11 protein-coding genes are annotated in these 12,509 nt (G+C 55.9%); all 11 read right to left on the bottom strand.

Features of this window, described 5'->3' with window-relative positions; genetic code table 11:
- Positions 1-2 precede the first annotated feature (2 nt).
- On the bottom strand, positions 3-1,103 hold the full coding sequence (gene ychF / locus NSU01_RS33245) for a redox-regulated ATPase YchF (protein WP_039309103.1): 1,101 nt from the start codon (positions 1,101-1,103) through the stop codon (positions 3-5).
- 412 nt (positions 1,104-1,515) lie between these two features.
- Positions 1,516-1,986: a GNAT family N-acetyltransferase gene (locus NSU01_RS33250; protein WP_256703950.1), complete on the bottom strand. Its 471-nt coding sequence runs from the start codon at positions 1,984-1,986 to the stop codon at positions 1,516-1,518.
- Between the two features lie 44 nt (positions 1,987-2,030).
- Positions 2,031-3,170 carry a type 2 isopentenyl-diphosphate Delta-isomerase gene (gene fni / locus NSU01_RS33255; protein WP_081970319.1) on the bottom strand — a complete coding sequence of 380 codons (1,140 nt, stop codon included), beginning with the start codon at positions 3,168-3,170 and terminating at the stop codon, positions 2,031-2,033.
- 139 nt (positions 3,171-3,309) lie between these two features.
- The gene (gene crtI / locus NSU01_RS33260; RefSeq protein ID WP_076246036.1) at positions 3,310-4,785 is read right to left on the bottom strand and encodes a phytoene desaturase family protein; all 1,476 of its coding nucleotides are present in this window, start codon (positions 4,783-4,785) and stop codon (positions 3,310-3,312) included.
- The gene (locus tag NSU01_RS33265; protein WP_042140264.1) at positions 4,782-5,939 is read right to left on the bottom strand and encodes a glycosyltransferase family 2 protein; all 1,158 of its coding nucleotides are present in this window, start codon (positions 5,937-5,939) and stop codon (positions 4,782-4,784) included. The genes crtI (NSU01_RS33260) and NSU01_RS33265 overlap by 4 nt, the downstream gene beginning before the upstream one ends.
- Positions 5,936-6,676, bottom strand: coding sequence for a lysophospholipid acyltransferase family protein (locus tag NSU01_RS33270; protein WP_042140265.1), 741 nt, complete (start codon positions 6,674-6,676; stop codon positions 5,936-5,938). Before NSU01_RS33270 ends, NSU01_RS33265 begins: the two co-directional genes overlap by 4 nt.
- Complete coding sequence (locus NSU01_RS33275) at positions 6,645-7,430, bottom strand: carotenoid biosynthesis protein (RefSeq protein WP_076246034.1); 786 nt, start codon at positions 7,428-7,430, stop codon at positions 6,645-6,647. The genes NSU01_RS33270 and NSU01_RS33275 overlap by 32 nt, the downstream gene beginning before the upstream one ends.
- Positions 7,431-7,432: 2 nt before the next feature.
- A complete protein-coding gene (locus NSU01_RS33280) occupies positions 7,433-8,290 on the bottom strand; it encodes a phytoene/squalene synthase family protein (RefSeq protein WP_042140267.1) in 858 nt (285 codons plus the stop codon).
- Entirely contained in the window at positions 8,283-9,803 is a 1,521-nt protein-coding gene (gene crtI, locus NSU01_RS33285; protein ID WP_076246031.1) for a phytoene desaturase family protein, read from the bottom strand. The genes NSU01_RS33280 and crtI (NSU01_RS33285) overlap by 8 nt, the downstream gene beginning before the upstream one ends.
- Positions 9,800-11,356: a phytoene desaturase family protein gene (gene crtI, locus NSU01_RS33290; protein WP_076246029.1), complete on the bottom strand. Its 1,557-nt coding sequence runs from the start codon at positions 11,354-11,356 to the stop codon at positions 9,800-9,802. Before crtI (NSU01_RS33290) ends, crtI (NSU01_RS33285) begins: the two co-directional genes overlap by 4 nt.
- A gap of 209 nt (positions 11,357-11,565) precedes the next feature.
- Positions 11,566-12,495 (bottom strand): MerR family transcriptional regulator, encoded by a 930-nt coding sequence (locus NSU01_RS33295; protein ID WP_231575245.1) that lies wholly within the window; start codon positions 12,493-12,495, stop codon positions 11,566-11,568.
- Positions 12,496-12,509: the final 14 nt, after the last annotated feature.

Genomic DNA, 12,509 nt, shown 5'->3' on the forward strand with positions numbered 1-12,509 from the left:
GTCTATACGTTGAAGCGGAAATGCATAACGTCGCCGTCCTGCACCAGATATTCCTTGCCTTCCAGACGCAGCTGGCCGCGCTCTTTGGCACCGTTCATCGAGCCTGCTGCTACCAGATCCGTATAAGCTACTACTTCAGCGCGGATGAATCCGCGTTCGAAGTCCGTATGAATAACTCCGGCCGCTCCAGGTGCTTTGGTGCCTTTGCGGATAGTCCACGCACGGACTTCCTGCACGCCCGCTGTGAAATAGGTGTAGAGTCCGAGCAGTCTGTATGCCGCTTTGATCAGGCGGTTAAGCCCGGATTCCTGCAGACCCAGCTCTTCCAGGAACATCGCCTTGTCTTCGCCTTCCAGCTCGGCAATCTCAGCCTCCACCTTGGCACTGATCGGCACTACTTCAGCATTCTCAGCCGCTGCGAATTCGCGTACCTGCTTAACATACGGGTTCTCTTCAGCAGTCGCCACTTCATCCTCGCCCACGTTCGCCGCATACAGCACCGGCTTCAGGGTCAGCAGGTGAAGATCCCGCACGATCAGACGCTCGTCATCGGATAATTCCAGGCTGCGCGCAGGCTGATCCAGATAAAGAGCTTCCTTAACGCGCTCCAGTACTTCTACTTCCTGAGCGAATTTCTTGTCGCCGCCCTTGATGTTTTTGCGGGAACGCTCGATCTTCTTCTCGACGCTTTCGAGGTCAGCCAGAATCAGCTCCAGGTTGATCGTCTGGATGTCGCTGATCGGATTTACCTTGCCGTCAACATGGGTTACGTTCTCATCGACGAAGCAGCGGACCACATGAACAATAGCATCCACTTCCCGGATATGAGCCAGGAACTTGTTGCCCAGACCTTCGCCCTTGCTCGCACCGCGCACGAGTCCGGCAATATCTACGAATTCAAAAGCGGTCGGAACCGTCTTGTGCGGCTGCACCAGCTCGACCAGCTTATTCAGACGTTCGTCCGGTACTTCCACGACACCCACGTTCGGGTCAATGGTGCAGAAAGGATAGTTGGCGGATTCCGCCCCCGCTTGTGTTATAGCATTAAACAATGTCGATTTCCCTACATTGGGAAGTCCAACGATTCCAGCTTTCAAAGCCATTTATATGACAACTCCTATTTTCGGTTGAATTGATCACCGCATGAATTACCGTACTGATCTAAACCATTATATATTAGAACAAAACCTCCAGCAACAGCGGATGTCAAGGGGATGTGTCTAATCTCCATACAGTGAGGCCTTAGCCCGAATAATACTCCGTTACTTTCCCGGAACCCCGGCGTATCCATTCAGCAAGAAGAAACGGCTTCATCGTCCTCTGAAAGAGGCGGCATCCGTTTCTCCAAAATTAGAAGGATAATTGATAGCGTGAAACATATAAAATTCTTATATTTCAAAAAAGACCCCTCGCGGAGTCTCCATATACGATAATGGCGGACTCTCCATTCCAAAGCAGAATCCGCCTGTCTGTCTGACTGACTAGATTGAAAAACTGCAGCTAATTGCCCTGCACCTATAGCATTTTAGACATCGTAATATCCGTAACCAGGAAGCCCATTTTTTTGTACAGCTCAAAAGCACGGTCATTCTGGCCAAAGACATGCAGTCCGATCCGGGTCACATTCATCTTCCGGGCTTCTTCATCTAATGCAGCCAGTGCCTGCTTGCCGTACCCCTTACTCTGGAAAGGTTCGAAAATATAAAAGTCATAGATGAACGCCTCCCGGATTCCCCGGTTCTCGTTCACATTAAACCAGATGTACCCGGCCTCAGCTTCACTCTCAGCCTCTACTATAGAATAGAGATAAGCTCCCTCTGTGTAGAGTCCTTTGGGCAGGAAACGTGTCATTTCTTCCTGGGACAATTTCATGGCGGTCTCAGCATCCCAGGCTCCGGCCTTTATTTTGTCCTCTGCGTAATCACGGGTGGATTGTCTTAAGAAAAATTGAAAAGTCGATTCGTCCATTTGGACCAGTTTAATCATTGTTTTTTAGCCCTTCCTTTAATTCCATATTCATAGGCTTGCTTCTAGCGCCGTATAAGACGCGGGGTACCGCGCAGGGAAGCAAGATCCGGCGCACCGATGCCGAACATGACCGTGCGCAGCTCCAGTTCAACCTGTGCCAGCGCCTGGTCCAGTGCCTCCTCGGAGCTGACGGCCGGACCCAGCAGATTCCGCCCGAAGCCGGCCAGATCGGCCCCAAGCGCCAGCGCCTTGGCGGCATCCACACCATGCTTCAGCCCGCCGCTGCCGATCAGCGCGCCGCGGGGCGAGATGGCCCGCACCTCTCCGATGCATTCCGCCGTGGGAATCCCCCAGTCCGCGAAGGCCTCCGCAGCCGCGCGCCGTACCGGGTCCGTACTGCGGAACTTCTCCACCTGGCTCCAGGATGTGCCGCCCGCACCTGCAACGTCGATAAAGGCAGCACCAGCATTATACAGCAGGGCTGCGGTTTCTCCGTCAATGCCCCAGCCTACCTCTTTGACACCTACCGGTATCTCAAGGTTACGGCATAACGCCTCTATCCGCTTCAGCAGGGAAGCGAACCCGGTGTCTCCCTCCGGCTGGAATACCTCCTGCAGCCCGTTCAGATGCAGAACCAGCCAGTCTGCCCCGGCAATCTCTACCGCGCGGCGGCACTCTTCTACACCGAAGCCGTAGGAGAGCTGTACCGCCCCGACATTGGCTATAACCGGAATCGTGGGAGCCTTATCGCGCACATGAAAAGAAGCCGCCAGCTCTGCGCGCTCTACAGCGGCGCGGACAGAACCCACGCCGAGGGCCCAGCCCCGGCGCTCGGCCGCTTCGGCGAGCCGGGCGTTAATGTGCCCGGTCGCCTCGCTCCCCCCGGTCATGGAGCTGATCAGCAACGGTGTCCGCAGCCCCCGGCCGAGAAATTCCGTACCGAGCCCGATCTCCTCAAAGTCCAGCTCCGGCAGTGCGTTATGGCGGAACCTGTACTGCTCGAAGCCGGTTGTAATTCCGCTGCCGGCAACGTCTTCATTCAGGCAGAGCCGCACATGCTCAATCTTGCGCTCCCCGGTTCTGGAGTCAGGCAGCAGAGATTTATGTCCCTCAGTGCCTGCTGCCCGCGATGCTGACCCGTACTCTGTGCCCGGCTGCTGCTCCGGACTTCGCGGCACACCGTCCTGCGGCATATGATTCATGCTGTCTTCCTCCGTTCTACCCTGTATTCATATATGTCCGGTAGCGTGAGACGCTACTTATAGGCTTCTTAAGCACAAGTACATTTCATTATAGCACAACACCGCCCGGCAGTTGACACAGGCGGATTTCTTCTGTCTTTTATTGACTCCCGGCAATATACTCCCCCACCAGCCTTCCGGACAAGGATACAACTGGCGTCCCTCCTCCGGGATGTGTAGTTCCGCCGACGTACCAGAGCCCCTTAACGTCCCTGGAGCGGTTCCCCGGGCGGGAGAAGGTCTGCCGCGCTGAATTGGAGGATATCCCATAAATGGCCCCCCGGTGGGCGAGAGTATCGTCAGCGATATCCCGGGGGGTATAACGCTGCAGGACATCCGCTTGGGATAACCCTGTAATTCCATGGCCCTCCAGCACGGACAGCACATGTTCCCCGTAAGCAGCGGTTTCTTCGTTCCAGTCACAGGCAGGGCTCAGATACGGCGCATTGGCCAGTATAAAAAGATTGCTGCCGCCCGGCGGCGCCAGCTCAGGCTCGGAATAACCCGAGTGGCATACATAGACCGCAGGCTGCTGCGGAGGACGTTTATGCTCAAAGATATCCTTGAATTCCTGTTCATAATTCTCAGGGAAAAAAACCGTATGATGCAGCAGGGTATCATATCTGCGCGGCACTCCCGCCAGTGTTACCAGCCCGGACAAGGACGGCTCGTAGGCTTCAATCTTGCGGTCTGTCATGCCCGGACGGTTCTCTTCGGGCAGCAGCATACGGTTGATGCTCAGCACATCACCGCCGGCTATAACAGTCTTGGCCGGATAGAACCCTTGAGCCGTATCCACCCCTTCCACAGCGCCGGAAACTACCGAAATCCCCGTAACCTCGGTGCCTGTAACCAGCTGTACGCCCAGCTCCCGGGCAAGTGTAGTTAAGCCTTTGATCAGCTCATAGGTCCCGCCCCTGACACCGTAGACCCCTTCCCTGATCTCCAGATATCCAAGCATCGCAAATATCGAAGGCGCACGATACGGCGAGGAACCGACATATGTGGCATAACGTCCCAGCATAGCCAGGGTGTTCGGATGACTGAAATAACGGAGCAGCAGGGCATGAAGATTAAGAAAAGGCCTGACGCGCAGCAGGTCCCGTACAAGAGACGGCGATAATTTGTCCCGCCAGGACAGCAGCAGCCTGTTCAGGAACTGCTGCCCGCTGAGCTCGTATAGACGCGAGGCCTCGGCCAGAAAGTCTGGATAGCGCACAGCATCTTCAGGACTATAAGACGCAATTTCCTCCTGCATAGCCCCGATATTGCGGGAGAAATCAACAATTGAGCCGTCAGTAAATACATTGCGGGTTCGCGGCTCCAGTTCATACAGCCGGACATACTCCTCCATGCGGGTCCCGGCAAGCTCATACAACGAACGGAAGACATGCGGCATCGTAATGGTGCTCGGGCCACGGTCGAACATGTATCCTCCCGCTTCGACACGCTGCAGCTTGCCGCCCGGCTGCTGCTGCCGTTCCAGGACGGTTACTTCCCAGCCTTTGACGGCCAGTGTTACCGCACAGGACAGCCCTCCGAATCCGGCACCTATAATCACAGCCTTCGGTTTCATAAATAACGCCTACCTTTCCATTCGTAGCCCCCGCGGGACCGGCTTCCGCGCCAGGATGCCACGGCAATTAAGGACAAGCAGAGTATACCGGCCGGCAAAAGCAAACAGAACCAGACCGGCTGCCTGCCGGCCGCATCACTGGTCCGCTTGATGGCGATACCAGTCAGCACTGCAACAGCCGGCATAACTGCTGATGAAGGCTGTCCGGTCATGCAATAGTATAAGACTGCTGCAACCGGCAGCATATAGAGTGATAAATACATTGTAAGCACAGCCAGCAGAAGCACGGGGCTGCGGCCGGTACCGGCATAGATATTCTTGCGGTAGCCGTTCCACACTTCCCTGGCATTGTGATACATCCGCATTGAAGCATGACCGGTGATATCTGCGAGGATCACCGGTTCTCCTGCCCGCTTCACCGCACGGGCCAGCGCCATATCATCGACCAGTTCACCACGGATCGATTCATGCCCGCCGCAGCGGGTATAAGTATCCCGGTGGATCAGGATGAAGCCCCCATGTGCCGCAACAAAACGCGGGTCTCTTGAACCGCGGACGAGCGGAACCGGCAGGTGGCAGATGATCGTGAAGACCATCAGGGGAACTACCAGCCGCTCCAGCCATGTGCCGGTAACCTGGCGGGGAAATCCTGTGACCATGCCGCCGCCTTGAGCTTCGGCCGCAGTGAAGGCCGCCTCCAGAGCCAGCGGCTGCAACCGGACATCCGCATCCAAAAACAGCAGCCAGTCACCCTCTGCAGCCTCCGCCAGTTGGGCACAGGCATGGGATTTGCCCAGCCAGCCTTCCGGCAGCTCCCGTCCCCGCAGAACGGCTGCCCTGTCTCCAAGGATTGCAGCGGCAATCGCTCCTGTGCCGTCTGCCGAGGAATCATCCAGCACTCTTACTTCCACTTTCCTTCCACTGGAGCTGCAAGCCAGCACAGAGGTTAGGCAGTCCGCAATATTATCCGCTTCATTCCGTGCGGGGATCAGCACGGACAGGCGCCGTACTGCTGATGCTGCCGATACCGGATGTACTTCTGAAGCCTCTCGGCTAATCCCCGCGCCCAGCTTGGGAAGCTGCGCTGCATTCCACACCGCAAACAGCAGCTGGAGCAGCAGCACAACCGATATGATCTGTAAGACCGTGATCATCGGCTCCCCCTGCCCGGCCTCAGCATGTCAAGCCATTCATTGGTGGATCTTCCCCTCTTCAGAAGCGGCCTGAATTCTTCCGGCATGTAACCTTTATGATTAAGAATCCGATTGCGGTGTGCCTCCAGTTGTTCACCAAGCGCAGCCTCCAGGCTGCGGGCAATGTCTGAGCGGTCCATGTCGGCCCAAGGCAGCAGCTGCGGGGTTCCGGCGAGCAGTGTCGCTTCCGGTTTGGTATGGCGGAACAGGCCATGATATAGCGTTACCGGCACTACCGTAGTCAGCGGACTGAGACGCAGCACCAGTGCCGCCCCCTCTTTCAGGCTCAATGGACGATGCTCCAGCGGCAGGATCTCACCTTCCGGATACATCCAGACGCTCTCTCCCGCCTGCAGCAGTCCCGCTGTATAACGCAATGAAGCCCGCAAGTCTCCCGTACTGGCGGAGTTAATGGAGTAGGCGCCAAGCTTCCGGAAGAAGGCATATTTGCGCAGCTGCTCCTCTTCCATCATGAAGTAGTGCCTGCTTCCCGCCAATTTCCCTGCCGCGTGATAGGCGAGCAGGCCATCCCACCAGGAACTGTGATTCATGAGATAGAGAATGCCTCTGCCTTCGGCCGCTGCAGGCTGCAAATCCCCGCATATTCCGATGGAATGGAAATGCCTGCGCAGCAGATAAAATGAATTATAGCGGTAGAACAAGCGGTCAAAGCTTCCCGACTTGACGGCTTCCAGCATAACGCAAGCTCCCTTCCGCCAGAGCAGTGCCTAATCCGGCAATCACTGCACAAGCCGGCAGACCCTCTGTAAGACTGATAAGACCGAACAGAATCAGAATCGCCTGGTACAGACGGGTACCGCGGCGGGCCGCCAGGCAGGTAACCGGCACAGCCGGCAGCAGCATGGACAAGGCAGCGCCGGCAATCAGCCAGCCCCCGAAATTGCTCCAGGGCACCTGATAGAAGCCGCCGCCGCCCTCCCAGTGCCAGAAGTTTCTGGCATGGGCAACAGGATCAAGCACCAGATCCAGAAGCACCGTCCAGAAGCCAACCTGAACAGCCCGCAGCAGCCGCAAGAGCAAGCCGCGCTGCCCGAAATCATAGCTGATAAGTACGGCATTGCAGACGACAGCGATCCAGGCGAAGCCCAGCGTAACAGGCACGCCAAACAACAAAGGTCCGAGCACCGTAGAGTAGTGATACTCACCGAACAACCGGCCTGAATGAACGCCGACCCATTCGACTGCCATTCCTCCCATCCAGATCAGGCCTGCAGCACGCCACATGGAAAGTTTACGGCGGCGTTCAATAGATATGACTGACCAGTCAGACATGAAGGGCCAAGCCTGCCCGGAGGATAATAAATGCGCGGCATATGCACCATAAAAGACTAGAAACAAACCATTGGAAAAGCTCAGACTTTCCGGAATCCCAAACCAGATCAGCAGCAGAGCGCCGACTCCATACCAGATCCAAAATAGGGCTCTGATCATGATTACACCACCACGGTTGTGATACCGGTATAGCGCACCACCGTACGCCGGAACAGCTTGAGCTTGGCTTCATCGCTGACATAAGACCGCTTGTGGAATACGTCATAGCCGTCTGCCTCTACGGCATCAAGAATGGCGGCATAGAAGGCGGCAGCGAGTTCAATTGACATGCCGCTCTCCCAAGGATACGTATGCACATTCTCCAGGCCCTTTTCAAACCAGTGCAGCGCCTCCGCCCTAAGCTCCTGAAGCACAGCAATAAACGGCTCATTAACCTCTCCGGCTTCCAGCTCCTGCTGGCTGTAACCCTGTCGCTCCATAACCTCAAGCGGCACATATCTCCGCCCTCTCCGCAGGTCCTCGCCTACATCACGGATAATATTCACCAGCTGCATGCCTATACCCAGAGATATCCCTGCTGCCCGTGCCGCTTCATTCTGATCATCCCGCAGAACGGGCAGCAGCATTTCCCCTACAGTCCCTGCTACAAGATAGCAATAGCTCTTCAGCTGCTCCATCGTTTCGTACCGGGTGAAAGAGAGATCTCTGATCTGGCCTTCCATCTGCAGGTGAAAAGGCTCACGCTGAAGCTGCGGGAAGCTGCTGAACAGCCAGCGCAGCGCCGGCCAGATGAAATGTCCGTCCGCCTCCTCCAGATCCCTGAAATGCGCCTTCAGTTCATGAATACTGTACGGCGAGCTGTCAGGCTCATCCACACTGTCATCAATAATCCGGCAGAAGGCATAAATAACATGCACTGCCTCACGCCTGGGACTTGGCAGAAAATTAAAAGCCTTATAAAAGGAAGTAGACCCTTTCTTCATCAGTTCTTCACATTGCTGCAATATCCTTTCATTCATGACCGCTCATCTCCTTTATCAGTTCTTGAACTGCCAGCCTGGCTCCCTGCATCACAATCGGCACACCGCCGCCGGGATGGACAGATGCTCCTGCGGCATACAGGCCTTGGAGCGGATACGGCTTCGGTTGAGGCCGGAATACACCGGATTGGCTCAACATCGGGGCTATTCCGAAGCTCCCGCCCCCGTACATCCCTTCCTTACGGGCATCCCCCGGCGTTCTAAGCCTGCGCCAGACTATACTGGCTGTAAGCCCCGGGAATCCGCGCTTCTCAGCATCCCTTAGCACCTTGACGGCGAGTGCTTCGGCGATATCATCCCAATCCTTATCCGGTGCTGCCGGAACAGGGACAAGGAAATACAGTATACTTTCTCCGGGAGGAGCGGCACTGTCGTCCAGCACTACCGGGTTGAACACATAATATGAAGAATCAGCAGGGATCTGCCCGCGGTCAAACACCTCATGGAGACTGCTATCCAGACTATCCGGCAAGAAGAACTGGTGAACCTGAGACTGCGGCCAGCGCTTGGATACAGCTGCATAGATGAGCAGGCAGCCTGAGGAAGGTGTGAAGCTGCCGCGCCGGATCGGTTTATCAGTAGCGCTGCTTGTCTTATTTGTAGTTCCGGCCAGATTCTTGTCCCGCTTGAACAACCCGGATGGAAGCAGCTTCTCAATATGCGGGAAATCACCGTTGTACAGCACGGCATCATAGGTTATCTGCCGACCTTGAACAACAACCCCGCGGCATCTTCCCCCTTCTACCATCAGGGAATCAACTTCTGTACTGGTATGAATCTGTACTCCGCGGCCCTCCAGCTCCCGGGCAATGATCTGCGGCAGGGTGCCGTATCCCCCCTTCAGCATCCAGATGCCGAAGGCATGCTCCGCGTAGGGAAGCATCGTATAGATTCCCGGTGTGCGGAAGGGGGCTCCGCCGATATACAGGCTCTGCAGGGAGAAGGCATCCCTTAGCTCCTCATTCCTGAAATATTGCCCGACAGCAGAGCGCAGACTTCGGTAAGCCCGCAGACGGACCATCAGCGACACATTGGCCGGGCTGAAAAATTCGCGCCCGTTCTTATAGCCTCTCTCCAGAAACGAAGCCCTGCCCTTTGGATACAAGTGTGACATATCTTCCATAAACCGCAGGAAGCCCTTACCTTCTCCGGGATACAGCCGGTCAATCTCCTCTGCCTGCTCTGCGGCCCCCGCGAATTTGGTCAGCACGCGCCCGCTCCTGAAGTGAACCCGGTAAAGCGGATCACGGCGCAGCAGCTCCAGACTTCCGCGCGGCAGCCCGCCTTCCTCCAGAATATCCAGAAGCATCTCCGGCAGCAGCACAATGGTAGGCCCGCGGTCTATCCGGTAGCCGCCTTCTTCTTCAAAGGCAACGCGCCCACCCACCTGCTCTGCGCGCTCGTACATTACAACCTCATGCCCCTGCCGGGTAAGCAGCAGCGCTGCGGTCAGCCCGCCGATTCCGCTGCCCACAACGGCTACGCGGCTCATAGCGGAACCCCCGCGCCCGCGCCGGGAGCGCCGGCCGGCACGGGGAAGCTGCCCCGCAGGGCCTGGTCATGCTCCCGCAGCAGCCGCGCACTGATCTTCGCCGACTCGAAGATCGTCGGCAAACCGCTGCCCGGATGGGTTCCGCCTCCGACCAGCCAGATGCCGCGCACCTCCTCGAAGGTGTTATGCGGCCGCAAATGCATCATCTGCCCCAGATTATGGGCCAGATTAAAGGTTGCGCCGTTATATACATTCAGCTTGTTCTGCCAGTCCAGCGGAGAGAAGAATAAGCTCTCTTCCACCCGCCCGGTTATTCCCGCAAGCTGGGGAATCTGCTCCAGGCGCTCCATCATCCGCGCTTCAACTTCCGCACTCGTCTGCTGCCAGTTGACCTCTGCACTCAGATTAGGCACCGGCATCAGCACATAGAGTGAAGACTTGCCCGGCGGCGCCAGCGTCTTATCGATAACCGACGGATTATGGACGTATATGGAAGGATCTTCGGATAATACCCCAAGCTTAGTAATTTCTTCGACATTACGCCGGTAATCGGCGGAGAAATGAACCGAATGATGACCAAGGTCCACCTCCCCATCGATACCCAGATACAGCATGGCTGTTGAACAGGAGTATCTTTTCCGGGCAACCTTGCGGGGGGTGTATTTCTTCAGAATGCCGGGCTCGAACAGCTGCGTCATCGCAGAGCCGAAGTCGGCCCCGATCACAACGTAATCCGCTTCCACCCGCTCCCCGTTCTCCAGCAGCAATCCTGCCGCATGCCCGTTCTTGACCACTATGCGCTTCACTCCGCTGGAGGTGTGCACATGCCCGCCATATTCCTGAATCACCTCAGACATCGCCTGAAGGACACGGTTAATTCCGCCTATCGGATGGTACAAGCCGTAACGGTGCTCCATATAGGACAGGATCGTGAACGTACCGGGACATTCCCAGGGCGACATTCCCAGATATTTGGCCTGAAAGGTAAACGAGAACCGCAGCCGTTCATCATCAAAATACCGGGACAGCCGGTTGTATACATTATCTGCGGCGTTCAGCTTAGGCAACGCGTGCAGTACATCTCTTTTCATATAGTCACCCAGGGATTGAAACGGACGCTGCAGCAGCGGAATGACTCGCTCCAGCTTGTCGGCTTCATCGGCCATAAACCGGCGGTAGCCGCTCCCGTTGCCGGGAAACAGCCGCTCAATCTCTCCGGCAGTCTGCTCCTGGTCCGTAGAAGGCGTAAATACGGTATCTCCGAAATGCAGTGAATACAGCGGGTCAAGCGGCTTCAAGGACACATAATCATGCACGGAACGTCCTGCCAGGGCGAACAGCTCCTCCAGCAGATGCGGCATCATCAAAAAGGTAGCACCCCGGTCAAAACGGTAGCTGCCCAGCTTGAGCTCTCCCGATCTTCCGCCAACTGTATCCTGCTTCTCATAGAGATCCACTGCGTAGCCTTCGGCGGCCAGCAGCATAGCTGCGGCCAGTCCGCCTGGTCCAGCGCCTATAATTGCAACTTTCGCGGTACGTTTGGGTCCAGTCAAGCGCCTTCCTCCTTATAGCTGTCTGTCTTGAGGCAGATAACTCTTTTCAAACATTATACAAAAACTATACAATTATGATACAAATATCATACATACTTTACCGCGCCATGTAAATATCAGCAATCCGACTTCCAATAATTAGAGTTCCCAGCCTGTAAAAGCAAAAAAGAACCGGCCGGCCCTCAAGGGGTACCGATCGGTTCTAAAAGCTACATTCTATGCTTCATTCGGGCAAACTCCCGGTCAAACCAGGCTTGCCACTGCTCCGGAGGCTCATCCAGCTTATAGGTCGCCCTGGTGGCCTCAGGACCGGCCGTTTCATATCCTTTGCCGCCGACAATAAATTGCAGGTCCGGATGCATGCTGCCGAGCCGTCCAAGCAAATCTTCACAGTACGGTACAAGCTCTTCATCCGTAACGGACAGACAGACTGCCCCGATCCGGCCTTGCTTCTCCAGCATATCCATAACACCTTCCTCCGGCGTATTGGCCCCCAGGTAAATGACCTCAACCCCGTTCTTACGCAGGAAAAGCGAGAACAGCAGCAGCCCTATCTGATGATGCTCTCCCGCCGGACAAAAGGCGAGCACCTTCGGCAAATGCGCATAAACGGGAAACACATGAAAAAACTGGGACAGCCGGTTAGAGATCATATGCGTCATATAATGCTCCTGGGCTACCGTTGCCGTCCCTTCTTCCCAGGCATCGCCAACCTTGACCAGCACCGGCACAAGCACCTGATATACCATAGCCTCATAGCCGTATAATGAGAACCCGAAATCAATTAATGCATCCGCCCGCTCGCCCTGGATTTCGTGCAGGGCTGTATAGATCTGCTGCTTCATTTTGTCAATGGCATCTCTGGGGTCGCCGCCCGCCGCGTTCAGACGTTCATCCAGATGTTTCTGCTTACGCATCTTCAGCATCCGCACGGCATGGGAAATACTGATGCCCTGCTTGTCCGTCTGTTCCTTCAACCAGCGAAGGTCCTCGATATTCTCCTGGCTGTACAGCCTGTAGCCCGATTCGGTACGTTCCGGAATAACAGCCTGGTACCTGTTCTCCCATGCCCGCAGAGTGACCGAAGGAATATCGAGCATTTCGACGACCTGTTTGATGGAATACACGATGTATCTCACACTCTTTTCCTATT

This window comes from Paenibacillus sp. FSL H8-0259 (assembly GCF_037963255.1).
Lineage (GTDB): Bacteria > Bacillota > Bacilli > Paenibacillales > Paenibacillaceae > Paenibacillus_AQ > Paenibacillus_AQ phytohabitans.

Coding starts and splice junctions, on each gene's coding strand:
- ychF (WP_039309103.1), bottom strand. CDS start 1,103: ATGGCTTTGAAAGCTGGAATCGTTGGACTTCCCAATGTAGGGAAATCG.
- NSU01_RS33250 (WP_256703950.1), bottom strand. CDS start 1,986: ATGATTAAACTGGTCCAAATGGACGAATCGACTTTTCAATTTTTCTTA.
- fni (WP_081970319.1), bottom strand. CDS start 3,170: ATGAATCATATGCCGCAGGACGGTGTGCCGCGAAGTCCGGAGCAGCAG.
- crtI (WP_076246036.1), bottom strand. CDS start 4,785: ATGAAACCGAAGGCTGTGATTATAGGTGCCGGATTCGGAGGGCTGTCC.
- NSU01_RS33265 (WP_042140264.1), bottom strand. CDS start 5,939: ATGATCACGGTCTTACAGATCATATCGGTTGTGCTGCTGCTCCAGCTG.
- NSU01_RS33270 (WP_042140265.1), bottom strand. CDS start 6,676: ATGCTGGAAGCCGTCAAGTCGGGAAGCTTTGACCGCTTGTTCTACCGC.
- NSU01_RS33275 (WP_076246034.1), bottom strand. CDS start 7,430: ATGATCAGAGCCCTATTTTGGATCTGGTATGGAGTCGGCGCTCTGCTG.
- NSU01_RS33280 (WP_042140267.1), bottom strand. CDS start 8,290: ATGAATGAAAGGATATTGCAGCAATGTGAAGAACTGATGAAGAAAGGG.
- crtI (WP_076246031.1), bottom strand. CDS start 9,803: ATGAGCCGCGTAGCCGTTGTGGGCAGCGGAATCGGCGGGCTGACCGCA.